Below are 25,113 nucleotides of genomic sequence, written 5' to 3' on the forward strand. Positions count from 1 at the left end.
CATCTGACGTGACCGTACTCAGATCCGTCGGAGCGCTCGGATTGGCGGGGGCACTCGGCGGGGTGCTGGCGGCCGCACTGGCCGCACCCCTGGTGAGCGGGGGCGGCCTCGCCGCCATGGGTGTCGCGAACACCTTCGTCGACCTGCCGCCCGCACCGCGCGAGGAGCCGCTCGCGCAGGTGACCAGGTTGCTGGACAAGGACGGCCGGCAGTTCGCCCAGTTCTACGAGGCCAACAGGACGGCCGTCCCGCTCGGCGCGGTCGCGCCCGTGATGCGCAGGGCCATCGTGGCCATCGAGGACGCCCGCTTCTACGAGCACGGCGGCCTCGACGTCAGGGGCACGATCCGGGCGCTGCTCACCAACACCCAGGCGGGCGGGATCCGGCAGGGCGGCTCGTCGCTGACCCAGCAGCTGGTCAAGAACATCCTGGTGGAGAGCGCGCGCAGCGACGCCGAGCGCGACCGGGCCCGCGCCCCGAACCTGGCCCGCAAGATCAGCGAGCTGCGGCTCGCGCTGGCGCTGGAGAAGAAGTACCGCAAGGACGAGATCCTGGAGCGCTACCTGAACATCGCCTACTTCGGCGCCGGGGCCCACGGCGTCGAGGCGGCGGCCAGGCGCTTCTTCTCCACCTCGGCCTCCCGGCTGACGCTGACCCAGGCGGCCACGCTGGCGGGGGCGGTGCGGATGCCGTACTCGACCGATCCCTCGCTCGGCCAGGCGCACCGGGAGCGGCTGAAAGGCAGGCGCGACCTCGTGCTCGACCGCATGGCCGGGCTCAAGCAGATCACCCAGCAGGAGGCGGCGCAGGCCAAGGCCGCGCCGCTGAACATCAGGCTCCGGCCGGAGCCCGGCGGGTGCGAGCAGAGCGACTACCCGTTCTACTGCCTGTACGTGAAGCAGGAGCTCCTGTCGAACCCCGTCTTCGGCAACACCGCCGCCGAGCGCCGGGCCAGGATGGCCAGGGGCGGCCTGGTGATCAGGACCAGCCTCGACCCGATCGCGCAGCGCGCCGCCGACCGGGCCATCCGCCGGCACGTCTCGCCGGAGGACACCGAGGTGGCCGCCGAGGCGATGGTGGAGCCGCGTACCGGCCGGATCAAGGCGATGGCGGCCAGCAAGCGGTTCGGCCGCAACCCCGGCAACCGCAAGAACGGCCCCAAGACCACCTTCAACCTGCCCGCCGACGTCGCCCACGGGGGCGGGCAGGGCTTCCAGGCCGGTTCGACGTTCAAGGTGTTCACCCTGGCCACCGCGCTGAAGCAGGGCTGGCGGTTCAACGACGGCTTCCAGACGCCGGGGGCGATGAGCCCCGCCCAGGGCTACCGCAACTGCGCGGGCCGGTCCGTCAACGACCCCGGCACCCGGGTGCTCAACGCCAGCGGCGAGGGCGAGGGCGGGCCGCACAGCATCGAGACCGGCACCTGGAAGTCGGTGAACATCTTCTACATGATGCTGGAGCGCAAGGTCGGGCTCTGCAACGTGGTGCGCACGGCCAGGGCCCTCGGCGTCACCAGGGCGGACGGGGCGCCGCTGCGGGAGGTCCCGACGTTCACGCTGGGCGTCAACGAGATGGACCCGGTGACGGTGGCCGCCTCGTTCGCGGCGTTCGCGGCCAGGGGACTGTACTGCCGGCCGCTGGCCATCGTGGAGATCACGGGCAGGGACGGGCGGCGTACGCACGTGCCGCCCGCGTGCGAGCAGGTCATCGAGAAGCCGGTCGCGGACGCGGTCAACCACGTGCTCAAGGGCGTCTTCGACAAGGGCACCATGCACGGGCAGGGCATCGGCCGGCCCGCCGCGGGCAAGACGGGCACCAACAACGGCTACACCTCGGCCTGGTTCGCCGGCTACACGCCCGCCCTGGCGGCGGCGGTCAGCGTGGGGGACATCCGGGGGTCGTACCGGTTCCCGCTGCAGGGGGTGCAGATCGGGGACCGGTACTACGGGTCGGTGCAGGGGGCGTCGCTGCCGGGGCCGATCTGGGTGGAGTCGATGGGGCCGGCGTTGCGGCGTACGGAGCCGAAGGGGTTCCCGGGGCCGGACATGTCGCGCTTCGGCGGCGGTCACACGCCGGGGCTGGAGAAGGCCCTCGCCGAGGAGAAGCGCAAGAAGCGCGGCGTCCACCCGTTCTTCCGGCGGCACCGCCGGCTCTTCGAGTGGCTGCTCGGGCAGAGCCCGACGGCGCCGTCGATCGAGTGGCAGCAGGAGGGCCGTGCCGACCGGCTGCTGCGGTCACCTCAGAGCGACCGTCCCGTGGAGCGTCCCGAGCCTGGGCCGGCCGACGGGCCCGCGCAGCGGCCCGGGCATCCCGGCATGCTCGGCCAGTGGCGGCCCGACATGCCCGGCGAGGGACGGCCCGGGGCGCCTGGGCGTGATCACCCGGGCATGTACGGCCACGGGCGGCCCGGTGGGCTGGAGCCGCCGGGGATGCCCGGGCGCGAGCGTCCCGGCGGGCCGGGACGCGACTACCCCGGCATGCTCGGGCGGCCTGACTGACCGACCCATCGGCCCGCCGGGCGTCAGCCCGCCTTGCCGATGGGGGCGGTGACCGCCCGGGTGAGCGTGATGAGGTTGTCGGGGGCGGTCTCGATCTGCAGGCCCCGCTTCCCGGCCGAGAAGTAGATCGTCTCGAAGTCGAGGGCCGAGGAGTCGACCACGGTCGGGAGCTGCTTGCGCTGGCCCAGCGGGCTGATGCCGCCGACGACGTAGCCCGTGACCCGCTCCACCTTCGCGGCGTCGGCCATCGCGGCCCGCTTGCTGTTGAGCGCACTGGCCAGGGCCTTGAGGTCGAGCTTGCCCGCGACCGGCACGACGGCCACCGCCAGCCCGCTCTCGACCTCCGCGACCAGCGTCTTGAAGATCCGTTCGTACGGCACGCCGAGCGCGTCCGCGGCCTCCTCGCCGTAGGCCTGGGCGGAGGCGTCGTGCTCGTACGGGTGGAGCGTGAACTCGGCCTTGGCGTTGGTCAGCGCCATGGTGGCCGGAGTGCCGCCCTTGCCTTTCGATTTGCTCACGGGGCTCAATTGTAGCGAATCTACAATGTAAAGGCCCGGCCGGGGGTGTACCCGAACGCCCTCCTGAACACGTCGATGAACGCGCTCGCCGACGCCCACCCGCACCGGTGCGCGACGGCGGTCACCGGCACGTCGTCGGCGAGCAGGAGGAGGGCGTGGTGGAGGCGGAGCTGGGTGCGCCACTGGGGGAAGCTCATGCCCAGCTCGGCCCGGAACAGGCGGGCGAGCGTGCGGTCGCTGGTCCCGCTCCGGGCGGCGAGCCGCGCCAGGGTGCTGTTGTCGGCGGGGTCGCGGTGCAGGGCGGCGCAGACCGCGGCCAGGCGCGGGTCCTTGGCGGTGGGCAGGTGGAGCGGCTGCTCGGGGGCGCGCCTCAGCTGGTCGAGCAGCACGCCCAGCAGCCGGCCCCGCTCGCCCCCGTCGGAATGTCTCCCGCCGCCGCTCGTGGGGGTGCCGGTGTAGGCGATGATCAGTTCGCGGAGGAGCGGTCCGACTGCGAGCACCGCCGGCCGGTCCAGCCCGAGCGGGCTGTCCGTGAGCCCCACCAGCCGCACGTCGGTGTCCCCGTGGGCCCGGTGCTCGTGCACGGTTCCCGCCGGCACCCAGATCGCCCGGTTGGCGGGGGCCACCCAGGTGCCGGCGTCCGTGGTGACCGACAGGACGCCGCGGCAGGCGTACACGATCTGGTGGGTGTCGTGCCGGTGCGCGTCGATGCCGGCGCCGGGGGCGAGGGAGCGCCGCCCGGTCGGGGCTTCGGGCAGGTGGCGGATTCCCGTCATAAGTTGGCATTTTATCGGAAGCGGGCCACCGGGTCGCCGGGACATGATCGGAGCGTGAACAGGATCCCCATGCTCGCGGCCGGTCACGCCACCGTGGACTTCTACCAGGGTGCGGTCCCCGCTCTCGTGCCGTTCCTGGTGGCCGGGCGCGGCTACGGGTACGTCGCCGTCTCCGGCATCGTGCTGGCGGCCACGCTGCTGTCGTCGATCGTGCAGCCGCTGTTCGGCGTGCTGACCGACAGGTGGCGCATGCCGTGGCTGATCCCGCTGAGCATGGTCGTCGCCGGGGTGGGGGTGGCGGCCGGTGGCGTGGCGGACTCGTACGTGCTGACCTGGCTGGCCGTGGCACTGTCCGGGCTGGGCGTGGCCGCGTACCACCCGGAGTCCGCCCGGCTGGCGAGGATCGCCAGCGAGGGCAGCCACGTGCGGATGAGCTGGTTCTCCCTAGGTGGGACGCTGGGTTTCGCCACGGCTCCCGTGCTGGTGACGCCGCTGCTGGCGGGATGGGGTCTGGGCGCCTCGCCGTTCCTGGTGCTGCCGGCGGTGCTGGGCGCGGTGGTGACGCTGCCGGCGATCAGGGCTCTGGCCGGGGGCGGGCAGGCGGCGCGGGCCGCCGGGCCGGTCTCCGGGCGGGACGACTGGCCGTCGTTCGTCCGGCTGACGCTGGTGATCGTGTTCCGTTCCGTGGTGTACGTCGGCCTGAGCGCCTTCGTGGCCCTGTACATGGGTGGCGGGGCGGCCGGGGCCGTGGCGCTGTTCGTGCTGTTCGCGGGCGGGGCGGTGGGCACCGTGCTGGGCGGCAGGCTGGCGGCGCGCCGGGGCCGGGTGCGGACGATGCGCCTGGCGTACGCGCTGGCCGTCCCGGCGGTCGCCGGCGTGGTGCTGGTGCCGGGCCCCGCCGCGTACGTGTTCGTCGCCGCCTCGTCGATCGCCCTGTACGCGCCCTTCTCCCTGCACGTCACGCTCGGCCAGGACTTCCTGCCGACCAGGGTGGGCACGGCCGGCGGCGTGACCCTGGGGCTGGCGGTGAGCGCGGGCGGCCTGGCCGGCCCGCTGGTGGGCGCGGTGGCGGAGGCCGCCTCGCTCCGGACGGCGCTGGCCTGCCTGATCGTGTTCCCGGTGCTGGCCTGGCTGCTGGCGCGCACGATCAAGGACCCGGCGCCGGTGCCCGCCTGAGCGTCACCGGACGGGGAGCCGCAGGGTGCTGGTGTTGTCGCGCTGGGTCGGGTCGAGGCGGGTGGAGACGACGCGGGCGACGACGGGCAGCGGAGGCGCGGCGTCCCCGGTCACGTTCACCCGGGCGGTGATGCGGACCGGCCGGCCCGGGTGGATGGTGCCGATGGTGCAGGCGGCCTGCCGGGTGGTGCTCCGGCACGTGGCGCCGCTGACCGAGGCCAGGTCCACGCCGGACGGCAGGGTGAGCGTGACGGGCACCTGGGCGGCGGCCATCAGGCCGCGCATGGTGACGGTGGCCGTGACGGTGGTGGAGTCGCCGCGCCTGACCGGGCGCTGCGGGCCCGTCAGCTTGACCGACAGCGCGTCGTACACGCCGCGCGGGTCGGCCTTCTTGACGATCGCGCCGTAGCCTTCGAGGTTGAGCGCGTTGGCGACGGAGTTGCCGTCGGACTCGCCGTCCTCCTTGCCCGCCGACAGCACGCCGACCAGGTCTCCGGTGCCCTTGACGACCCACGGCCCGCCGCTGTGGCCCTTGTACAGGTGGCAGTTGTACGTCTCCAGCCGCCCCGCCTTCGCCTCCGCGTCGCCGTCGCGGGCGGCGAGCATGGTCTCGGCGCCGGTGACCCCCTGCGCCTGCCGGGTCCTGCCCAGGCACCAGAGCTGGTCCCTGCCGTCGTACGGCTTCCTGCCGAGCAGGCCCGGGTAGCCCGTGGTGGCGATGGTGTGCTTGCCGCCCTGGTTGAGGACCGGGGTGAAGGCGCCGACGGCGTCCTGGAGGGTGCGGTTGCGCCGGCCGACCTCGATGAGGGCGATGTCGTAGATCGAGTTCCAGTCGCCGCCGTTCATCCCGGTGTACCCGTCGGGCTTCCAGGCGCGCCGGCCGCCCCACCGCCCGTACGGCTCGCGCTGCCGCTCGCCGGCCGCCCGGCCGTCGTAGGCGGGCACGAACGCGAAGCTGCTGTGCCAGCGGCCGGTCGTGGAGCCCTCGGGGACGCCGTAGACGCAGTGTGCGGCGGTGACGATGAGCAGCCTGGTCGCCGAGCGTACGACGGAGGCGGTGCAGGAGTCGCCGTGCCCGGCCGCGTTGACGAAGAAGAGGCGGCCGCTGATCCGGCTGTGCGCCGCCCTCGTGTACGGGCGGGGCATGCGGGCGTAGCCGTTGGTGTCCCCGCCGGGGGTGATCCGCTTGGCCGAGGGCACGCTGCTGCGCCGCTCGGCCGACAGGACGACGTCGGCCGCGGCCGTGCCGGGCAGGCTCGGGGGCAGGTCGGCGGCCTTGGCCTTGGCCTGCTTGCCCGCGGTCCAGTAGCGCACGGCCCGCCCGGGGCGCATCAGCGGCGACGCCTCGGCCCCCCACGTCGAACGGCCCCGCACGGCGGCGGCGACGGGCGCGGGCCGGCCGGCCTTGACCGGTTGTGCGGGCTGGGGCTGGTGCGCCTTGATCGGTTGGGCCGGTTGGGCCGGTTGGGCCGGTTGCGCGGGCTGGTGCGCCTTGATCGGCTGCGCCGGCTGCGCCGGTTGCGCGGGCTGGTCGGCCGGGACGGGCGGGGCCGGTGCGGCCGGGACGGGCGGCACCGGAGCGGCCTGGGCGGCCGGGGCCGCGGGCGGCTGGTCTGCCGCCGCGGGCAGCGTCAGCGTGACGCCCGCCAGCGTGGTGAGGGTGGTGACCAGAGTTTTCCGCACAGTGTCCCCCGAGCAGCTCGACAAACCTCTCAGTCACTGTAAGTCACCATAAGTCTACGAACTGTAGCGCTGGGTGGCGTGTCGCGGTCAGCCCGCCGCGGCGTCGTCCTCGTGCCCCGGCGGCCGGATCTCCGCCGTGCCGGCCTCGGCCGGCTCGCGGTCGGGCCGCAGCCCCCGCCAGGAGGGATGCCGCAGCCGCCCGTCGCCGGTGACCTCGGCGTACTGCACCTCGCCGACCACCTGGGGCTCCACCCAGTGCGCGTCGCGGGAGTGCTCGCGCGGCACCTCCTCGTCGAAGGCCGGTTCGCGCCGCTCCAGCGGTGCCAGCCGCTCGCCCAGGTCGCGCAGCATGGCCTCGGTGAACCCGGTGCCGACGTGGCCGACGTACCGTAGCCGCCCGTGCGGGTCGTACGCGCCCAGCAGCAGCGAGCCGATCATCCCCGAGCGCCGCCCGCCCCCCGGTTTCCAGCCGCCGATCACGACCTCGACGGTCCTGACGTTCTTGACCTTCGTCCACTCGCCGCTGCGCCGGCCCGGCCGGTACGGCGAGCTCATGCGCTTGCACACGACCCCTTCGAGCCCGAGCTGCCGCGAGGAGTCGAACGCCCGCGAGGCATGGTCGGCGAACCAGACGGGCACCTCCCACCGGTAGCCGGGCGTGAGCGTGCCCTCCAGCAGCTCCCGGCGCTCGGTGTAGGGGCGCGAGATCACGCTGTCGCCGTCGAGGTGCAGGAGGTCGAAGGCCATGAACGTCACCGGAACCGCCCTGACCAGCTCCGCCACGGCCGCCGGGTTGCGCTGGTGCATCCGGGGCTGCAGCGCCTCGAAGCTGGGCCGCCCGGCCTCGTCGAAGGCCACGACCTCCCCGTCGAGCACGACCGCGTGCCCGCCGGTGGCGCCGGCCATGAGCTGCAGCTCGGGGTAGGCGGGGGTGATCTCCTTGCCGTTGCGCGACATCAGGCGGACGGCGCCGCCCTCGACGTAGGCGAGGGCGCGCACGCCGTCCCATTTCATCTCCACGGCCCAGTCCGCACCCTGGACGGAGGTCAGGGTGCCCAGCTGGGCCAGCATCGGCGAATAGGCCGGCAGCCGCACCATGGTGCATGCCGTACCCCGTCCGCCTGATCGACAGTGGCGGCAGGGGGTCTACAGATGGTCAAGGGGCTTGTCTTCCACCAGCAGGGCCAGGTCCACGCCGTGTTCGCCGAGCTCGCCGACGGTGGCGCAGTAGCCGCGCAGGTAGGTGCGGCCGTTGACCCGGTGGGAGACGCGCAGCAGCGGGCGATCGTCCAGGATGATCGCCTCGACCAGGATGCCGTCGGGCCCGCGCCACTGTCCCATGCGGTAAGGGTAAAGGATCGGACATAATGGACAAGTAATAAGAAATCACCCGCCCAGGGAGGGCGCGCCGTGCGGCGACACGTGTCCGCGGCAAAAACCACTCAACGTTAGGTTTGCGTTACCCCGGGTTTTTCTTGACCCGGGGGCGTTAGCGGCGGCCGGTCCCGGGCAGAGGAGAGAACCAAGCTTTCCCCTGCCGTGGCCGTACCCCCGTGATGGCCACGGCACCGCCCCGGCAGGCCCGGTCCGGGGTGATGACGGCCGCGGGGTGCGCGTCGGCGAGCGCCACCCCGCGGCCGTCACTCGTTCCGGATGATGGACAGAACCTGATTCGAGGCCCGGACTCCGTAGACTGTCAGGGTGATTTCCCGTATTGACATGCGCGGTTCCCTGCCCGAGGACCTGCGCGACGTGTTGCCCCGCGCCGAGCTCGACGTCGAGGCCGCCCTGGACAAGGTGCGGCTCATCTGCGACGACGTGCGCCATCGCGGGGCGGCAGCCGTACGGGAGCTGACCGCCAGGTTCGACGGTGTCGACATCGCCTCCGCCCGCGTCCCCGCCGAGGCCCTGGACCGGGCGCTGCGCGAGCTGGACCCCAGGGTCCGGGCCGCGCTGGAGGAGTCGATCAGGCGGGCCAGGCTGGTCCACCGTGACCAGCGGCGCGCCGACGTCACCACGCAGGTCGTGCCCGGCGGCAGCGTGACCGAGCGGTGGGTGCCGGTCGATCGCGTGGGCCTCTACGTCCCGGGCGGCCGCGCGGTCTACCCGTCCAGCGTGGTGATGAACGTCGTGCCGGCCCAGGAGGCCGGCGTCGGCTCGCTGGCCGTGGCCAGCCCGGCGCAGAAGGACTTCGGCGGGCTGCCGCACCCCACGATCCTGGCCGCGTGCGCGCTGCTCGGCGTGGCTGAGGTCTACTCCGTGGGCGGGGCGCAGGCGGTGGCCATGTTCGCCTACGGCACCGAGGAGTGCGCGCCGGTCACCATGGTGACCGGGCCCGGCAACATCTGGGTGGCGGCGGCCAAGCGGCTGCTCAAGGGCCGCATCGGCATCGACTCCGAGGCGGGCCCGACCGAGATCGCCATCCTGGCCGACGAGACGGCCGACCCGGTCCACGTCGCCGCCGACCTGATCAGCCAGGCCGAGCACGACACGATCGCCGCCGGGGTGCTGGTCACCACCAGTCCCGAGCTGGCCGACGCGGTCGAGAAGGAGCTGCCCGGCCAGATCTCGGCCACCCGGCACTCCGAGCGCATCACCGAGGCGCTGAGCGGCCGGCAGTCGGGCATCGTGCTGGTGAGCTCGATCGACGACGGCCTCAAGGTCGTCGACGCGTACGCCGCCGAGCACCTGGAGATCCACACCGCCGACGCGGCGTCCGTCGCGGCGCGCGTGCGCAACGCCGGAGCGATCTTCGTGGGCACCTACGCCCCGGTCTCGCTCGGCGACTACCTCGCCGGCTCCAACCACGTGCTGCCCACGGGCGGCTGCGCCTGCCACTCCAGCGGCCTGTCGGTGCAGTCGTTCCTGCGCGGCATCCACGTCGTCGACTACACCCGCGAGGCGCTCGCGGGCGCGGCGGCCCACGTGTCGGTCCTGGCCGACGCCGAAGACCTGCCCGCCCACGGTGCCGCGATCCGCGCCCGATTCGACTGGCGAGTGCCCACGGAGACCGAGTGAACCTGGACGACCTGCCCATCCGCGACGACCTGAGGGGCAAGACGCCGTACGGCGCTCCCCAGATCGACGTCCCGGTCCGGCTCAACACCAACGAAAACCCCTACCCGCCCTCTCCCGAGCTGGTCGCCGACCTGGCCAGGGAGATCGGGGCGCGGGCCGGCGAGCTCAACCGCTACCCCGACAGGGACGCCCTGGACCTGCGCGCCGACCTGGCCGCCTACCTCGGCCACGGCCTGTCGGCCGCCCAGGTGTGGGCCGCCAACGGCTCCAACGAGGTGCTCCAGCAGATCCTGCAGGCGTTCGGCGGCCACGGCCGCACCGCCATGGGGTTCGAGCCGTCCTACTCCATGCACCCGATCATCACCACCGGCACCAGCACGGAGTGGGTCAGGGCGGCCCGCGAGGAGGACTTCTCGCTCGACCCCGGCAAGGTCACCGCCGCGATCGAGGAGCACCGCCCCGACATCGTCTTCATCACCTCCCCGAACAACCCGACCGGCACCGCGCAGCCGCTGGAGACCATCGAGGCGGTCCTGGCCGCGGCGCCCGGCATGGTCGTGGTGGACGAGGCCTACGCCGAGTTCGCCCGCGAGGGCACGCCGTCGGCGCTGACCCTGCTGCCCGCGCACCCGAGGCTGATCGTCTCCAGGACGATGTCCAAGGCGTTCGCCATGGCGGGCACCCGGCTGGGCTACCTGGCCGCGCACCCGGCCGTGGTGGAGGCGCTGCTGCTGGTGCGGCTGCCGTACCACCTGTCCACGATCACCCAGACGGCCGCGCGGGTGGCGCTGCGGCACCGAGCCGAGCTGCTCGGCTCGGTCGACGCGCTGCGGCGCGAGCGCGACGGGACGGTGGCGTGGCTGCGGGCCAAGGGCCTGGCGGTGGCCGACTCCGACGCCAACTTCGTGCTGTTCGGGCGGTTCCCCGACCGGCGCAAGGTGTGGGAGGGGATGTTGGAGCGCGGGGTGCTCATCCGCGAGGTGGGCCCGCCAGAATGGCTGCGTGTGTCGATCGGCACCGGCGAGGAGATGGCGGCCTTCCGCGCCGCCCTGGAAGGAGTCCTGTGAGCCGCGTAGGTCGCGTCGAGCGTGTCACGAAGGAGACCTCGGTCCTGGTGGAGGTCGGCCTCGACGGCACCGGCCGGGTGGAGGTGTCCACCGGGGTCGGCTTCTACGACCACATGCTGGCCCAGCTCGGCAAGCACGGGTTGTTCGACCTGACGGTCAAGACCGAGGGCGACCTGCACATCGACTCGCACCACACGATCGAGGACACCGCGCTCGCGCTGGGCGCCGCGTTCCGCGAGGCGCTGGGCGACAAGTCGGGCATCAGGAGGTTCGGCAGCGCGTCGTGCCCGCTGGACGAGTCGCTCGCCCAGGTCACCGTCGATCTGTCCGGCCGCCCCTACCTCGTGCACCACGAGCCCGAGGGCATGGCGCCGATGATCGGCCCCGAATACGACACGACGATGACCCGCCACATCCTGGAGTCGTTCGTCGCGCAGGCGGCGATCTGCCTGCACGTGCACGTCCCGTACGGCCGCAACGCCCACCACATCGTGGAGGCCCAGTTCAAGGCGCTGGCCAGGGCCCTGCGCGAGGCGTCGGAGCCCGACCCGCGCGCCACCGGCGTGCCGAGCACCAAGGGCGTCCTATGACGGACAACCTCCTCGCCGGCGTGATGGTGTTCATCGGGCTGTTCCTGATCGGCGGCGTGTTCTCCCTGGCCAGGCAGGGAATCAAGATCGGTGCGGCCATCTGCGCGCTCGGTGCGGCGATGGCGATCACGGCGGGGGTGTTGTGGTGGTGAGCAAGAAGAACGTCGTGGTGCTCGACTACGGCTCGGGAAACCTGCGTTCGGCCGAGCGCGCGCTGGCCAGGGCCGGCGCCGAGGTGACCGTGACGCCCGACTTCGACGCGGCGATGGAGTGCGACGGGCTGGTCGTGCCGGGCGTGGGCGCGTTCGAGGCGTGCATGAAGGGGCTCAAGGCCGTGCAGGGCGACCGGATCGTCGCCCGCCGCCTGTCCGGCGGCCGCCCTGTGCTGGGCATCTGCGTCGGCATGCAGATCCTCTTCGCCAAGGGCGTCGAGCACGGCGTGGAGACCGAGGGCTGCGGCGAGTGGCCGGGCACGGTCGAGCGGCTCGACGCGCCGGTGCTGCCCCACATGGGGTGGAACACGGTCAAGGCACCCGCGGGCAGCGTGCTGTTCGACGGGCTCGACGCGGCCACCCGCTTCTACTTCGTGCACTCCTACGGGGTGCGCGAGTGGGAACTGCGCACCGGTGACGGGTTCGCCGAGCCGATCGTGACCTGGGCCGAGCACGGCGTGCCGTTCGTGGCCGCCGTGGAGAACGGCCCGCTCAAGGCCACCCAGTTCCACCCGGAGAAGTCCGGCGACGCCGGTGCCGCGTTGCTGAAGAACTGGCTTCAGACCCTATGAGCAAGGAGCGCGCGCGCCGGAGGGCGGAGCGGGAGGCCGAGCGGGCGCGCGCGATCCGGGCCAACGAGGAGCGGCAGGCCCGCCGGGCCCGCCGCCGCGCCGTCGTGGCCCGCGTGGTCCCGCGCCCGGTGCGGTTCTACCGCCAGGGCGGCCTGCTCGCCCGCCGCCATCGCGCCCAGAACGCCGTGGTGGCGCTCGGCTTCCTGCTCGTCCAGGTGATCGTCTGGCTGATCTGGGGGTCGTTCCCGCTCAGCTTCGCCGTCCTGGTCTTCTCCCTGCTGCTCGCACCCGTTGTCGTGACCCTCGCTTTCGACCGGAGGATCTGAATGTCGCTCGTATTGCTGCCCGCCGTGGACGTCGCCGACGGTCAGGCCGTACGCCTGGTGCAAGGCGAGGCCGGGACCGAGACCGGCTACGGCGAGCCCCTGGCCGCCGCGCTGGCCTGGCAGGAGGCGGGTGCCGAGTGGATCCATCTCGTCGATCTGGACGCCGCGTTCGGGCGGGGCGGCAACCGCGACCTGATCGCCGACGTGATCGGCCGGCTGGACGTCAACGTGGAGCTGTCGGGCGGCATCCGCGACGACGACTCCCTGGCCGCGGCCCTGGCCACCGGCTGCCGCCGGGTCAACATCGGCACCGCCGCGCTGGAGCGGCCCGAGTGGTGCCGGAAGATCATCGCCGAGCACGGCGACCGGATCGCGGTCGGGCTCGACGTGCGCGGCACCACGCTGGCCGCCCGTGGCTGGACCCAGGACTCCGGGGAGCTGTGGGAGGTCCTCGACCGCCTCGAGTCCGACGGCTGCCCCCGCTACGTGGTCACCGACGTGACCAAGGACGGCATGCTGCAGGGCCCGAACCTCGACCTCTACCGGCAGATCTGCGCCCGCACCGACAAGCCGGTGGTGGCCAGCGGCGGCGTTTCCAGCCTCGATGACCTGCTGTCTCTCTCTTCCCTCGTCCCGGACGGACTGGAAGGCGCCATCGTGGGCAGGGCCCTGTACGCTCACGCGTTCACACTGGAAAACGCGCTGGCCGCGGTACGCGTGTAGCTCTTGCCGGGAGGGGGCGAGATGAGCGTCAGCAGCATCGGTATGGAAAGCACCGGCTACAGGGTGTTTTCGGGCGGCATCTGGGAGGAGAAATACGGCTACGCCCGCGCCGTGGTGGCGGGCGAGCGCGTGATCGTGTCCGGCTGCACGGCCACGGTCGACGGAGAGGTACGCCATGTCGGCGACGCCTACCAGCAGAGCCTGACCGCGATCGGCATCGCCCTCGAGGCCGTCCTGATGGGCGGCCTGACGAGGGAGGACGTCATCATGGTCCGCTATTACGTGGTGGAGCAGCGCCACTTCGACCCCGTCGGGCAGGCCATCCACGAGGTCTTTTGCAAAGTACGCCCCGCCTGCACCGGGGTCAGGGTGGCCGGGCTGGTCGACCCGAGAATGCTGGTCGAGATCGAAATCGAGGCACTGCGAGCATGACCGTAGCGGTAAGAGTGATCCCCTGTCTCGACGTGGACGCCGGGCGTGTGGTCAAGGGCGTCAACTTCGAGAACCTGCGCGACGCGGGCGACCCGGTCGAGCTGGCCAGGCGCTATGACGAGGAGGGCGCCGACGAGCTGACCTTCCTGGACATCACCGCGTCCTCCGGCGAGCGGGAGACCATGCTCGACGTGGTGCGCAGGACCGCCGAGCAGGTGTTCATCCCGCTCACCGTCGGCGGCGGGGTGCGCGCGGTCGAGGACGTGGACCGGCTGCTGCGCGCCGGCGCCGACAAGGTGTCGCTCAACACGGCCGCCATCGCCCGGCCGGAGCTGCTCACCGAGGCGTCCAGGCGGTTCGGCGCGCAGTGCGTCGTGCTGTCCGTGGACGCCCGGCGGGCACCGGGCACCCCGAGCGGCTTCGAGGTGACCACCCACGGCGGGCGGCGCGGCACCGGGATCGACGCGGTGGAGTGGGCGGCCCGCGGCGAGGAGCTCGGCGTGGGTGAGATCCTGCTCAACTCGATGGACGGCGACGGGACGCTCGACGGCTACGACCTGGAGATGCTGCGCGCGGTCAGGGCGGCCGTGCGCGTGCCGGTGATCGCCAGCGGCGGTGCCGGCCGCCTGGAGGACTTCCCTCCGGCGGTGGCGGCGGGCGCCGACGCCGTCCTGGCGGCCAGCGTGTTCCACTTCGGCACGCTGAAGATCTCCGAGGTCAAGGACACGCTCCGGATGGCGGGCCACCAGGTGCGCTAGCCCGTCAGAACACCCGCAGGTGCTGGAAGAGCTCGTAGGGGACGTCCTTGGCGGCGAACGCGGCCGCCTCGGACCGCTTGACGGCGAGGTACGCGCTGCGCCGCAGCGGCCCCAGCGCCTCCATGAGCACCTCGTCCGCCTCCAGCGCGTCCAGCGCCTCGTCCAGCGAGGCGGGCAGGCGGGGATAGCGGCCCGGCCGCGTGTCCGGGTCGACGTCCACGGCCTCGCCGGGGTCGAGCTTGCGCCGGATCCCGTCGAGGCCCGCGTGGATGACGGCGCCGAGCGACAGGTAGGGGTTGGCCGAGGAGTCGGAGGGTTTCAGCTCCAGGTTCGGCTCGCCGCTCTCGCCCAGCGGGGAGCACAGGCGGATTGCGGCCTCGCGGTTGTCGGGGCCGTACACCGCGTACGCGCCTGCCCACGTGCGGGGTGCCAGGCGGCGGAAGCTGTTGACGCTGCCGCAGGTCAATGCCGTGAGGGCGGGCAGGTGCGCGATCAGGCCGCCGAGGAAGCCGTCGCGCACCTCGTTCTCCTCGGCGAAGACGTTCTGCGTGTCGTTCCACAGCGACAGGTGCAGGTGGGCGCCGTTGCCGGCCTGGTCGGCCAGCGGTTTGGGGGCCAGCGAGGCCCACATCTGCATGCGCATGGCCACGCCGCGCACGGTCTCGCGGTAGATGACGTGGTTGTCGGCGGCGCGCAGGGCGGGCGCGTGGCGCACGGACAGCTCCTGCTGGCCGGGGCCGAGCTCGGGGTGGTAGTGCTCGACACGCAGGCCCTGCGTCTCCAGGGCGCGGATCAGCTTGATCGTGTAGTCGTGGGCCGTGTCGAAGCCCGTGCCGGCATAGCAGAGCGAGTCGTCGAGCGGCACCAGCCGGTCGGGCCCTCCGGACGGGTCGGGCAGCCGCCGGCCGAGCGTGAACTCCGGCTCGAACGCGGCCACCACCGAGTAACCCTCGGTCTTCAGCTCCGCGATCGCGTCCTTGAGGAACGTCCGCGAGCACGCCTCCCACGGGGTGCCGTCGGGACGGCACAGGTCCGACAGCATCGCGGCCGCCCCGGGCGCGTGGGGCAACGGGACGTACGTGGCGGGGTCGGGGACGATGCGTACCTCGCCCACCGGACCCATGTGCTCGACGTCCTGGAGCTGGTCGAGCATGTTCATCGCCATCATGGCCACCGTGTGCCCGATGCCCGTGCTGAGCCGTTCGGCCAACCGGGACCGGGATGCCGCCTTCCCACGAATGACGCCACCGTGGTCGGCGTACAGAAAACGGATCAGCTCGATGCCCTCGAGCTCAGCTCGCTCGAGGATGCGCCGCGCGTCGGAACCGAGCTGATTGATCTTGGTGCCGCTGGGGCGATCTCTCATCCTGCCTGCGTAACACGATCTGGCAGCGCGGGGAAGCACCTGACGCAGACAGAACCATCCGTCAGGTCAGAACACTTGAGAAGAACACGGCCAACTGATTGGCTCCCTGAAGGATTCCGTCGAACACACCGTTGACCGCGGCGGCGGCTTGGGCCGGCCGGGTGAACAGGTAGAAGACCACGAACGCGACAGCCACGTAGGTGATCACCTTCTTGACCTGCATGGGGGGCCTCCTGCAGTCCATTCCCAGCCGTATATACCCGGATCTGGGCGATCACTAGGCATCTTGGGAAAGATGTACATGATCCTAACCGGGGGGCTTCTTTCCCATGCCATGGTACGGGCATGAGATTGCTCGCGAGCGCCCGCCGCGCCGGGATTTCCGGCGCGCACGCGGATGACGGCGGCGGGTCCCGCTAGACGCCGAGCGTGGCCGTGCGCAACGCGCTGACGGCCTCCGGCTCGCCGGTGAGCTCCACCCTGGCGTGCTGCTGCCGGCCGAAGCAGAACATCAGCAGCTCGGCGGCCCTGCCGGTGACCTCCACCCGCGAGCCGCCCCGGGGCCCGCCGAGCGTCACGCCGCCGCCCAGGCGGTGCAGCACCACGCCCACGGGCGACCTGCGCAGCATGAGCCGGGCGCCGGCCGAGACCCGCTTCCAGATGAGCCGCTCGAAGTCGTCGGTCAGCTCGCGGGGCTCCCACGACGGCTGGGCGCGGCGGACGTCCTCGTGGTGCACGAAGTATTCCAGCGTGTTGACGGCCTCGTCGAGCGCGGACAGCAGGCCGTAGACGCCGCCGGGCTTGCGGACGAGGCCGACCAGCTCGGGGTAGGGGTGGCGGGCCTTGAGGCCGTTCTGCACCGAGGCGGTGTAGCCGGCCAGGGGCTTGAGCGCGATGCCGCCCATCGCGTCGGGCCTGCGCTCGCGCAGGACCAGGTGGGCGGCCAGGTCATAGGTGGTCCAGCCCGTGCACAGGGTCGGCGCGTCCGGGCCGAGCCGGTCGAGCAGGTCGCAGAGCGCGGCGCGTTCGCCACGAGCATGAGTCACGTGTTCAACCCTACCGGTGGGAATAACGGGATGATCAGGCGTGATAGTGACATACGTAGAAACGTCAGAGTCGAGAGGATACCTACCGAGTGGCGACCAAGGTCACCTCGGCCGTGATGCGCCAAGGGCTTCGTGTCCTTGGGGTGGCCATTCGTACGGAGAAGGCAGTGTTCGCGCTGGCCGTTCTCGCCAGCGCCGTCTACGGCGGCATGACCGTCGCCTCAGCCTGGGCCATGGGCTGGGCGACGCAGAACGTGGTGCTGACCTCGTTCGGCGCGGGACAGGTCACGGCGGGCACGATGTGGACGGGCGTGCTGCTGATCCTCGGCACGGCCCTGCTCAAGGCGTTCGGCGTGGCGGGGCGGCGCATCCTGGCCGGCGTCATGCAGTACCGCATGCAGGCCAGGTCGCGCCGGGACGTGACCAAGCAGTACCTCCGGCTGCCGCTGTCGTGGCACCACCGTCATCCGACCGGGCAGCTGCTGTCGAACGCCAGCGCCGACGCCGAGGCCGCCTGGGCGCCGCTCGCGCCGCTGCCGATGGCCGTGGGCGTGATCGTCATGCTGTTCACCGCGGCGATCGCGATGCTGTTCACGGACCTCGTGCTCGCGCTGGTGGGCTTCCTCATCTTCCCGGCCATCGCCGTGCTCAACCTCGTCTACCAGCGCAAGCTCAGCCCGCTCGCCACCCGCGCGCAGCAACTGCGCGCCGAGGTCAGCGAGATCGCGCACGAGAGCTTCGACGGCGCGCTGGTCGTCAAGACGCTCGGCCGTGAGGACCTGGAGACCGACCGGTTCCGGCGCCGCGCCCACGAGCTGCGCGACGCCAACATCGCCGTCGGCCGGGTGCGCGGGCTGTTCGACCCGATGCTGGAGGCGCTGCCCACGCTCGGCGTGCTCGCGGTGCTGGCCGTGGGCGCCGTGCGCCTGACGGCGACCGCGATCGACGCCGGTGACCTGGTGCAGGTCGCCTACCTGTTCACCCTGCTGGCCTTCCCCATCAGGGCGCTCGGCTGGGTGCTGGCCGAGCTGCCGCGCAGCGTCGTCGGCTGGCAGCGGGTCGAGGCCGTGCTGGAGGCGTCCGGCTCCATGGAGTACGGCACCGCCGCCCTCGCCTCGACCAGCCCCGCGAAGCTGGAGGTCGCCGGCGTCTCCTACGCCTACGGCGAGGCCGAGGTGCTGCACGACGTCACTTTCGAGGTGGCCGCCGGCCGCACCGTGGCCCTCGTCGGGCCCACCGGGTCCGGCAAGTCCACGCTCGTCCAGCTCCTCGTCCGCCTGGTCGACCCCGACTCCGGCCGGGTCCTGCTCGACGGCGTGGACCTGCGGGAGCTGCCCTACGGCGGGGTGGCCGAGTCGGTGGCGCTGGTGCCGCAGCAGACGTTCCTGTTCGACGACACCGTGGGCGGCAACGTCGCGCTCGGCGCCGACGCCGCCGAGGAGGACGTGTGGGCGGCCCTGCGGCTGGCCCAGGCCGACGGGTTCGTCGGCCGCCTTCCCTCCGGCCTCGACACCCGCGTCGGCGAGCGCGGCGCCTCCCTGTCCGGCGGCCAGCGCCAGCGCATCGCCCTGGCCCGCGCGGTCGTGCGCCGGCCGCGCCTGCTCATCCTCGACGACGCCACCTCCAGCGTGGACCCCCAGGTCGAGGCCAAGATCCTGTACGGCCTGCGCGACGCCGCCGAGGCGTCCACCGTCGTGGTCGTCGCCTACCGGATGGCCACGATCGCCCTGGCCGACGAGGTGGTCTACCTGGACCGGGGCCGCGTCGTGGACCGGGGGCCGCACGACGAGCTGATCCGGCGCTGCGCCGGTTACCGGAACCTGGTGACCGCCTACGAGCGCGAGGAGGCCGAGCGGGCCGCCATCGACGTCCCCATCGAGGAAGAAGAGGTCAGCGCATGACGGCGCAGAGCATCCGGCGCGACTCGGACCGTTCCGCGATGGCCACGATCCGCCAGGGGCTCTCGCTCACCCCCGAGTTCCGCAAGGGCCTGGCAGGCACCCTGGCGCTGGCCGTCGTCGCCACCATCGGCAAGATCATCGTGCCGATCGCGGTCCAGCAGACGATCGACACGGGCCTCAAGACCGGCACCCCCGACCTCCCGTACATCACCACCGCCGTCCTGATCTGCGCCGCCGCGGTCGTCCTCACAGCCGTGGCCGCGTACGCCATGAACGTCCGCCTGTACAAGGCCACCGAGTCCTCCCTGGCCACCCTGCGCGTACGCGGCTTCCGGCACGTGCACGACCTGTCGGTGCTCACCCAGAACACCGAGCGCCGCGGCGCCCTGGTCTCCCGCGTCACCAACGACATCGACCAGATCAGCAACTTCATGCAGTGGGGCGGGCTGATGATCATCGTGGCGTTCGGCCAGCTCTTCGTGGCCACCGTCCTGATGTTCGTCTACTCCTGGCAGCTCACCCTGCTGGTCTGGGTCAGCTTCATCCCGCTGATGATCGCCCTGCCGCGCTTCCAGCGGCTGCTGTCGCGCGCCTACACCGTCGTACGCGAGCGCACCGGCGACATGCTGGCCGCGGTCAGCGAGTCCGTCGTCGGCGCCACCGTTATCAGGGCCTACGCCTCCGAGCGCCGCACCGCCGAGCGCATCGACACGGCCGTGGACGCCAACAGGAAGGCCCAGATCAGGGCGCAGACCATCGTCGGCTTCGTCTTCCCGCTCACCGAGATCGTGGCCGCCGTCGCCATCGCCGGCATCGTGCTGCTCGGCGTGCGGCTGGGCCTGTCGGGCGACATCACGCAGGGGCAGCTGGTGGCGTTCCTGTTCCTGGTGACGCTGTTCGTCTCGCCGCTGCAGACCGCCACCGAGGTGCTGAACGAGGCCCAGAACGCGGTCGCCGGCTGGCGCCGCATCCTCGGCGTCATCGACACCCCGCCCGACGTGGCCGACCCCGGCGACAAGGGCGTGGAGCTCCCCCGGGGCCCGATCGAGGTCGCCTTCGAGGACGTGCACTTCTCCTACCCCGGCGGCGTGCCCGTGCTGCGCGAGGTCTCGGTCGAGATCCCGCCCCGCTCCCGTGTCGCCGTGGTGGGGGAGACCGGGTCGGGCAAGACCACGTTCGCCAAGCTCCTGACGCGGCTCATGGACCCCGGCTCGGGGCGCGTCACGGTGGACGGCCACGACCTGCGCGACGTGCGCTTCTCCTCCCTGCGCGAGCGGATCGTGATGGTCCCGCAGGACGGCTTCCTGTTCGACGGGACGCTGGAGGAGAACGTCCGCTACGGCAAGCCCTCGGCCACCACCGAGGAGATCGGGCTGGCCCTGACCGAGCTGGGCCTGGCCGACTGGCTGGAGGGCCTGCCGGCCGGCCTGGACACGCCGGTCGGGCAGCGCGGCGAGTCGCTGTCGGCGGGCGAGCGCCAGCTCGTCGCCCTGGCCCGCGCCTACCTCGCCGACCCCGACCTGCTCCTGCTGGACGAGGCCACCTCGGCGGTCGATCCGGCCACGGAAGTACGCCTGGCGCGCGCCCTGGAAGGCGTCACCCGGGGCCGCACGGCCGTCTCGATCGCGCACCGCCTGTCCACGGCGGAGAACGCCGACGAGGTCCTGGTCTTCGACGCCGGCCGCCTGGTGCAGCGGGGCCCGCACGCCGAGCTGGTCAAGAGCCCGGGCGTGTACGCCGACCTGCACGCCTCCTGGATCTCGGCCCGCTCATGAGGCTCACTCCCGCAGGGCCGCGAAGGTCACGGTCGTGCCCCGGGGCCCGGACACGATCGTGACCTGATCGCACAACATGCTCGTCAGCCACAACCCCCGCCCGCGGAACTCGAACCCCGCGGGCGGCCGCATGTCGCCCACCCACCCCGCCGGCAGCCCCGGCCCCTCGTCGGTGACCTCGCACCACAGCCGCCCGCCGTGCGACCACAGCCGCAGCCGCCCGTGCCCGCCGCCGTGCACGACCGCGTTCGTGACCACCTCGTTGACCGCCAGCACGAAGTCCTCCAGGTTCCGCCCGCCCAGCCCCTCGTACGCGGCGTGCTCGGCGACCGTCCTGCGCAGCATCGTGATGCGCCCGCGCGCGAAGCTCGCGCACAGCACCTGTCTACACATCGCCCACCCGGCGCACCGTGACGTACTCGTCCGCCCTGATCAGCCGGAGCACCCTGGCCATGGTGTCGCGGCACACGACCACGGTGCTCCCGCGCGGCCTGGCCATGGCCGTGACGGTCAGCAGCTGGGCCGAGCCGGCGTCGATGAAGTCGAGCCCGGAGGCGTCGATCACCACCTCGCCCGGCTCCTCCTCCAGCCGCCCCAGCAACGAGGCGAACGCGGGGCGGTTGGTGAGGTCGATGTCTCCCCACACCTTCAGCCCCCGGGGCGAGCAGGTGTTGGCGAAGCGCAGCAGCGCCTGCTCGGGCGAGATCGGGTGCACCGAGGCGGCCCGCTCGATTGCGTCGCGGGGGAAGAGCCGGCGGTCGTACTGGCACACGGCCGCCAGCCACCGCTCCCCGAACAGCTCGTTGGCCGCCGCCTCGAACGCCGCGTGCCCGGGCACGTCGCCCACCCCCCAGGAGGCGTCGACCAGCGCGTACACGCCGTGCTGCCCGTGCCTGCGGGCCCGGTCGTTGGCGTCGGCCAGCCCCGCGTACACCCGCCCCGGGTCGAAGGAGCCGTTGGTGAAGTGGGTGTCGGCGCAGGCCAGGATCTCCACCTGCCCGGCGGACTCGGCGTCGGCGAACCCCGGCACCAGCGGCGCCAGCCAGTCACGCGTCCGCTCGGGGCTGTCGGCGTGCGTGATGATCACTACTTTGGTACGGCGGCGCAGGCCGTTCATCGTGAACAGCCGCGTGGCCGTCATCCGCTCCCGCTCGTCCTCGAACGGCAGGCAGACGTGATCCCCCAGGTCGGGATCGAGGACAGAGCCCGCGACGTGGACCACGTTGGCGCCCTCCCTAGCACGCGTCAGGTCCGAAATTACTCCTCGCCATGCCATCACGTACCGCATTCTCTGCAAAACCCACCGTGACGAGCCGCAGAGCGGTGTACCTTTTCGGCGGAGCCACCCACGGGAGGGGTCGTGAGGACTATGGGCGTGGACGTTCTGGAGATGTCGCGGCGCCGGCACGGGGAGCTCGTCGTGGTCAGCCTGGCGGGCGAGGTGGACGTGGACAACGTCTCGAAGGTCCGCAGGTGCCTGGACGAGGCGGTGGAGACGCACGGGCCCCGGCTGGTGGTCGATCTCAGCGCGCTGACCTTCATCGACACGACCGGGCTCGGCGTCCTGGTGCGGCAGCTGGCCGCGTTGCGCGACAGGAACGGCACCATGGCGCTGGTCGCGCCCGACGGGCAGGTGCTGCGGCGCCTGCGGCGGACGAACCTGGCGCCGCTGTTCCCCATCTACGACACGCTCTGCCAAGCGCTCGACTGACCCGGGCGCGCCCATGTGGCGGGGGCACGGGGCGCGGCTGGTTGAATGGCAGCATGTCCCTCGATCCGAAGATCGCCGCCCGGTTGAAGCGCGACTCCGCAGGCCTGGTCCCCGCGATCGCCCAGCAGTACGACACCGGTGAGGTGCTCATGCTGGCCTGGATGAACGACGAGGCCCTGCACCGGACGCTCACCACCGGCCGGGCCACCTACTGGTCCCGCAGCCGCCAGGAGTTCTGGGTCAAGGGCGACACCTCCGGCAACGTCCAGCACGTCAAGGCCGTGGCGCTCGACTGCGACGGCGACACGATCCTGGTCAAGGTCGACCAGACGGGCGGGGCCTGCCACACGGGAGACCGCACCTGCTTCGACGCCGACCAGCTCGAGCTCCCGCTCGGCTAGGGACGGCGATGGAGACGGCGACAAGGCCCGCGGCGCGGCGCGGCGAGCTGTGGGGCTGGGTGGTGGCGACCGCCGTGGGCTGCCTGCTGGTGCTGATCGCGGCCGGCCAGTCCTGGGTGCGGGTCCTGCAGGGGCTCGACGCGACCGCTCCCACCGGCGGCGAGCTCAGCCCCGTGCTGACCCCCGTGGCGCTGGCCGGGCTGGCCGGGGTGGTGGCCGTGCTGGCGACCAAGGGCGCGGGCCGCCGCGCCGTCGGCGTGCTGCTCGCCCTGTGCGGCGCCGGCGCCGGTCTGGGGGTCTGGACGGCGCTCGGGGGCGACAACGTCAGCGGCTGGCTGCGCGAGCAGAACGTGCTGCGCGGCGCCGCCGAGCTGCCCTGGGAGATCGTGCCCCTCGGCCCGGTCGTCGCCTCCGCCGGAGCCGCGCTGATGGTCGCCGGGGGAGTGCTCGCGGTCGTGCGCGGGGGCAGGTGGGCCGGCATGTCGGCGCGCTACGACAGGGAGCCGGCTCCGGCCGCCGGAGCGGGGGCGCAGGTCAAGGACGACAGGGCGCTGTGGGACGCGCTCGACCGGGGTGACGACCCCACCGATTCCCGCTGAGCCTCGATGGTGACGAATCCTCCACTGTTCTGAATCCTTGTCTGCTTGGCAAACGTTTCCTCAATAAGCTGCCGTTGCAACTCGCCACGAAGATATGAGGAGCCAGCTCATGAGCTACGGGGATCAGGGCGGTAACGGCGGTTATGGCGCGCAGCCTCCCGGAGGCGGATACGGCCAGCAGCCGCCGAGCTATGGAGGTGGCTACGGCCAGCCACCCCAGAGCGGGGGTGGGGGTTACGGCCAGCAGCCGCCGAGTGGCGGGGGTTACGGGCAGCAGCCGCCGAGCAGCGGGGGTTACGGGCAGCAGCCGCCGAGCAGCGGCGGCTATGGCGAGCAGCCGGGCAGCCAGCCGCAGAACCTCGGCTACGGCCAGATGCCCCCGAGCGGCGGCTACGGACAGCAGCCGCCCAGCTACGGCGGCTACGCGCAGCAGGGGTACGGCCAGCAGGGCTACGGGCAGCAGGGCTACGGCTACGGGCCGCCGCAGCAGCCCCGCTCCACCAACGGCATGGCCGTGGCCTCGCTCGTCCTGGGCATCATCGGCCTGATCTTCTGCGGCGTCACCAGCATCCCGGGCGTGATCCTCGGGCACATCGCGCTCAACCGGATCAAGCGGACCGGCGAGGAGGGTGCGGGCATGGCGGTGGGCGGGCTCGTCACCTCGTACATCACGGTCGTGATCTGGGTGTTGTGCTGGCTGATCTTCGGCGGTTTCTTCCTGACCATGATGGGTCTGAGCGCCGGGGTGTCGTCCTCGTACGACTACTGACCCGTCAGTAACGTGCCGCGAGCGTAGCCGGACCGTGACGACCCGCTTGCGTTCCGATTACGAATTGTCCGCAAAATGGACGTTGATCCACGTAGGAGATGGTTTCTCGCTAGGCTGCCGCGCGCAACTCGACTCAAAGATGACGACATGAGGGGTCATTAGCATGAGTTACGGTAACCAGGGCGACGGTGGCTACGGCGCCCAGCCGCCGGGCGGCGGCTACGGTCAGCAGCCCCCGAGCGGTGGCGGCGGCTATGGCGGTGGCTACGGTCAGCAGCCCCCCAGCGGTGGTGGCGGTTATGGTCAGCAGCCCCCGAGCGGTGGTGGCGGTTACGGCCAGCAGCCCCCCAGCGGCGGCGGCTACGGCGGTGGCTACGGCCAGCAGCCCCCGAGCGGCGGCGGCTACGGCGGCGGTTACGGCGGCGCACCCGGCGGCGGGACCCCGCCGGACAACCAGCTCGTCCCCGCGATCCTCACCACCCTGTTCTGCTGCCTCCCGCTGGGCATCGTGTCGATCGTCAAGTCGTCGCAGGTGAACCAGAAGTGGCAGGTCGGCGACTTCGGTGGCGCGCAGCAGGCGGCGGACGAAGCCAAGACCTGGTGGAAGCGCAGCCTGATCATCGGCGCGATCGGTTACGGCCTGATCGTCATCGCCTATGTCCTGTTCTTCGTGATCTTCGCCGCCAGCATGTCCTCGTACTCGACGACGTACTAGGCCGTGGGCCGACGACCAGCACGAACCGGAAGGCGGATACTGGAAGCATGAGCATCGCAACAACTGAGCGGCGCGGCAGGCAACGGCTCAAGGGCCTGCTCGCGCCGCTCGGTGTTGCGGCGGCGACAGGCGCCGTCTTCGCGGTCGTCGGCACGGTGGACCCCAACGAGCCCGGGCACTACCCGACCTGCCCGTTCCTGTGGCTCACCGGCCTCTACTGCCCGGGTTGCGGCACGCTGCGCACCATCCACGCGCTGGCCCACCTCGACCCGGTCGCCGCGCTCGGCCTCAACCCCCTCGCCGTGGCCACCGTCCCGTTCCTGCTGTTCTGGTGGGGCAGGTGGGTGGTGCGGGCCTGGCAGGGCAGGCCCAGACGCACGACGCTGGCCCATCCGGCGTGGCTCTGGGCGTTCATCGGGGTGGTCATGGTCTACTGGGTCGTCCGTAATCTGCCTTTCGGGGCGTTCCTCGCCCCCTAGGC

Annotated in this window: 29 protein-coding genes; 19 read left to right on the plus strand and 10 right to left on the minus strand. The window is 72.2% G+C overall.

From position 1 onward, the window contains the following. Positions 1-8 precede the first annotated feature (8 nt). Positions 9-2,498: a transglycosylase domain-containing protein gene (locus AB0J69_RS18890; protein WP_364118471.1), complete on the plus strand. Its 2,490-nt coding sequence runs from the start codon at positions 9-11 to the stop codon at positions 2,496-2,498. A 23-nt stretch (positions 2,499-2,521) separates the two neighbouring features. Here AB0J69_RS18890 and ybaK read toward each other — a convergent pair whose 3' ends face one another. After that, entirely contained in the window at positions 2,522-2,977 is a 456-nt protein-coding gene (gene ybaK, locus AB0J69_RS18895; protein WP_364118654.1) for a Cys-tRNA(Pro) deacylase, read from the minus strand. A 59-nt stretch (positions 2,978-3,036) separates the two neighbouring features. Next, positions 3,037-3,792: a helix-turn-helix transcriptional regulator gene (locus AB0J69_RS18900; protein ID WP_364118473.1), complete on the minus strand. Its 756-nt coding sequence runs from the start codon at positions 3,790-3,792 to the stop codon at positions 3,037-3,039. A 54-nt stretch (positions 3,793-3,846) separates the two neighbouring features. Between AB0J69_RS18900 and AB0J69_RS18905 the strand changes: the two genes are divergently transcribed. Then, positions 3,847-4,968, plus strand: a complete 1,122-nt coding sequence (locus tag AB0J69_RS18905) for an MFS transporter (protein WP_364118475.1) — start codon at positions 3,847-3,849, stop codon at positions 4,966-4,968. Between the two features lie 3 nt (positions 4,969-4,971). Here AB0J69_RS18905 and AB0J69_RS18910 read toward each other — a convergent pair whose 3' ends face one another. From AB0J69_RS18910 to AB0J69_RS18920, 3 genes are all read right to left on the minus strand, one after another. Beyond that, the gene (locus AB0J69_RS18910; protein ID WP_364118476.1) at positions 4,972-6,651 is read right to left on the minus strand and encodes a trypsin-like peptidase domain-containing protein; all 1,680 of its coding nucleotides are present in this window, start codon (positions 6,649-6,651) and stop codon (positions 4,972-4,974) included. An 87-nt stretch (positions 6,652-6,738) separates the two neighbouring features. Continuing rightward, entirely contained in the window at positions 6,739-7,749 is a 1,011-nt protein-coding gene (ligD, locus tag AB0J69_RS18915) for a non-homologous end-joining DNA ligase (RefSeq protein WP_364118478.1), read from the minus strand. A 48-nt stretch (positions 7,750-7,797) separates the two neighbouring features. Then, complete coding sequence (locus AB0J69_RS18920; RefSeq protein WP_364118480.1) at positions 7,798-7,992, minus strand: hypothetical protein; 195 nt, start codon at positions 7,990-7,992, stop codon at positions 7,798-7,800. 360 nt (positions 7,993-8,352) lie between these two features. Here AB0J69_RS18920 and hisD point away from each other — a divergent pair, with 360 nt between their 5' ends. From hisD to hisF, 9 genes are read left to right on the plus strand one after another with little or no spacing between them, the layout of a single operon-like run. Next, positions 8,353-9,669: a histidinol dehydrogenase gene (hisD, locus tag AB0J69_RS18925; protein WP_364118482.1), complete on the plus strand. Its 1,317-nt coding sequence runs from the start codon at positions 8,353-8,355 to the stop codon at positions 9,667-9,669. Then, a complete protein-coding gene (locus AB0J69_RS18930) occupies positions 9,666-10,736 on the plus strand; it encodes a histidinol-phosphate transaminase (protein ID WP_364118484.1) in 1,071 nt (356 codons plus the stop codon). Before hisD ends, AB0J69_RS18930 begins: the two co-directional genes overlap by 4 nt. Then, a complete protein-coding gene (gene hisB, locus AB0J69_RS18935) occupies positions 10,733-11,326 on the plus strand; it encodes an imidazoleglycerol-phosphate dehydratase HisB (protein WP_364118486.1) in 594 nt (197 codons plus the stop codon). Before AB0J69_RS18930 ends, hisB begins: the two co-directional genes overlap by 4 nt. Then, complete coding sequence (locus tag AB0J69_RS18940) at positions 11,323-11,478, plus strand: hypothetical protein (protein ID WP_364118488.1); 156 nt, start codon at positions 11,323-11,325, stop codon at positions 11,476-11,478. Before hisB ends, AB0J69_RS18940 begins: the two co-directional genes overlap by 4 nt. Next, entirely contained in the window at positions 11,472-12,110 is a 639-nt protein-coding gene (hisH, locus tag AB0J69_RS18945) for an imidazole glycerol phosphate synthase subunit HisH (RefSeq protein ID WP_364118490.1), read from the plus strand. The genes AB0J69_RS18940 and hisH overlap by 7 nt, the downstream gene beginning before the upstream one ends. Then, a complete protein-coding gene (locus tag AB0J69_RS18950) occupies positions 12,107-12,436 on the plus strand; it encodes a hypothetical protein (RefSeq protein WP_364118492.1) in 330 nt (109 codons plus the stop codon). Before hisH ends, AB0J69_RS18950 begins: the two co-directional genes overlap by 4 nt. Continuing rightward, a complete protein-coding gene (gene priA / locus AB0J69_RS18955; protein ID WP_364118494.1) occupies positions 12,437-13,159 on the plus strand; it encodes a bifunctional 1-(5-phosphoribosyl)-5-((5-phosphoribosylamino)methylideneamino)imidazole-4-carboxamide isomerase/phosphoribosylanthranilate isomerase PriA in 723 nt (240 codons plus the stop codon). 21 nt (positions 13,160-13,180) lie between these two features. After that, positions 13,181-13,591, plus strand: coding sequence for a Rid family hydrolase (locus tag AB0J69_RS18960; protein ID WP_364118495.1), 411 nt, complete (start codon positions 13,181-13,183; stop codon positions 13,589-13,591). Continuing rightward, a complete protein-coding gene (gene hisF / locus AB0J69_RS18965) occupies positions 13,588-14,349 on the plus strand; it encodes an imidazole glycerol phosphate synthase subunit HisF (protein WP_364118497.1) in 762 nt (253 codons plus the stop codon). The genes AB0J69_RS18960 and hisF overlap by 4 nt, the downstream gene beginning before the upstream one ends. A gap of 4 nt (positions 14,350-14,353) precedes the next feature. Here the strand turns inward: hisF and AB0J69_RS18970 are convergent, their stop codons facing one another. The 3 genes from AB0J69_RS18970 to AB0J69_RS18980 form a co-directional block, all read right to left on the minus strand. Next, entirely contained in the window at positions 14,354-15,715 is a 1,362-nt protein-coding gene (locus AB0J69_RS18970; protein WP_364118499.1) for a glutamine synthetase family protein, read from the minus strand. Positions 15,716-15,776: 61 nt separating this feature from the next. Then, positions 15,777-15,938 carry a hypothetical protein gene (locus AB0J69_RS18975; RefSeq protein WP_168019289.1) on the minus strand — a complete coding sequence of 54 codons (162 nt, stop codon included), beginning with the start codon at positions 15,936-15,938 and terminating at the stop codon, positions 15,777-15,779. 193 nt (positions 15,939-16,131) lie between these two features. Then, positions 16,132-16,761 carry a TIGR03085 family metal-binding protein gene (locus AB0J69_RS18980; RefSeq protein WP_364118501.1) on the minus strand — a complete coding sequence of 210 codons (630 nt, stop codon included), beginning with the start codon at positions 16,759-16,761 and terminating at the stop codon, positions 16,132-16,134. Between the two features lie 116 nt (positions 16,762-16,877). Between AB0J69_RS18980 and AB0J69_RS18985 the strand changes: the two genes are divergently transcribed. Both AB0J69_RS18985 and AB0J69_RS18990 read left to right on the plus strand, forming a co-directional pair. Beyond that, positions 16,878-18,662: an ABC transporter ATP-binding protein gene (locus tag AB0J69_RS18985; RefSeq protein ID WP_364118656.1), complete on the plus strand. Its 1,785-nt coding sequence runs from the start codon at positions 16,878-16,880 to the stop codon at positions 18,660-18,662. Then, a complete protein-coding gene (locus AB0J69_RS18990) occupies positions 18,659-20,437 on the plus strand; it encodes an ABC transporter ATP-binding protein (protein ID WP_364118503.1) in 1,779 nt (592 codons plus the stop codon). The genes AB0J69_RS18985 and AB0J69_RS18990 overlap by 4 nt, the downstream gene beginning before the upstream one ends. A 3-nt stretch (positions 20,438-20,440) precedes the next feature. Here the strand turns inward: AB0J69_RS18990 and AB0J69_RS18995 are convergent, their stop codons facing one another. Further along, positions 20,441-20,830 (minus strand): ATP-binding protein, encoded by a 390-nt coding sequence (locus tag AB0J69_RS18995; RefSeq protein WP_364118505.1) that lies wholly within the window; start codon positions 20,828-20,830, stop codon positions 20,441-20,443. Beyond that, on the minus strand, positions 20,823-21,659 hold the full coding sequence (locus AB0J69_RS19000; RefSeq protein ID WP_364118507.1) for an MEDS domain-containing protein: 837 nt from the start codon (positions 21,657-21,659) through the stop codon (positions 20,823-20,825). The genes AB0J69_RS18995 and AB0J69_RS19000 overlap by 8 nt, the downstream gene beginning before the upstream one ends. Before the next feature lie 153 nt (positions 21,660-21,812). On the opposite strand from AB0J69_RS19000, the gene AB0J69_RS19005 reads away from it, so the two are divergent. The 6 genes from AB0J69_RS19005 (at position 21,813) to AB0J69_RS19030 (ending at position 25,111) form a co-directional block, all read left to right on the plus strand. Further along, positions 21,813-22,148, plus strand: coding sequence for an STAS domain-containing protein (locus tag AB0J69_RS19005; RefSeq protein ID WP_364118509.1), 336 nt, complete (start codon positions 21,813-21,815; stop codon positions 22,146-22,148). 41 nt (positions 22,149-22,189) lie between these two features. Beyond that, positions 22,190-22,549: a phosphoribosyl-AMP cyclohydrolase gene (gene hisI, locus AB0J69_RS19010; RefSeq protein WP_364118510.1), complete on the plus strand. Its 360-nt coding sequence runs from the start codon at positions 22,190-22,192 to the stop codon at positions 22,547-22,549. A gap of 8 nt (positions 22,550-22,557) precedes the next feature. Then, entirely contained in the window at positions 22,558-23,148 is a 591-nt protein-coding gene (locus tag AB0J69_RS19015; protein ID WP_364118512.1) for a Trp biosynthesis-associated membrane protein, read from the plus strand. 109 nt (positions 23,149-23,257) lie between these two features. Continuing rightward, positions 23,258-23,917: a DUF4190 domain-containing protein gene (locus tag AB0J69_RS19020; RefSeq protein WP_364118514.1), complete on the plus strand. Its 660-nt coding sequence runs from the start codon at positions 23,258-23,260 to the stop codon at positions 23,915-23,917. 163 nt (positions 23,918-24,080) lie between these two features. Further along, positions 24,081-24,632 (plus strand): CD225/dispanin family protein, encoded by a 552-nt coding sequence (locus AB0J69_RS19025; protein ID WP_364118516.1) that lies wholly within the window; start codon positions 24,081-24,083, stop codon positions 24,630-24,632. Positions 24,633-24,679: 47 nt separating this feature from the next. Then, positions 24,680-25,111: a DUF2752 domain-containing protein gene (locus AB0J69_RS19030; RefSeq protein ID WP_364118518.1), complete on the plus strand. Its 432-nt coding sequence runs from the start codon at positions 24,680-24,682 to the stop codon at positions 25,109-25,111. Positions 25,112-25,113: the final 2 nt, after the last annotated feature.

Source organism: Nonomuraea sp. NPDC049709, assembly GCF_040674815.1.
Classification (GTDB): domain Bacteria; phylum Actinomycetota; class Actinomycetes; order Streptosporangiales; family Streptosporangiaceae; genus Nonomuraea.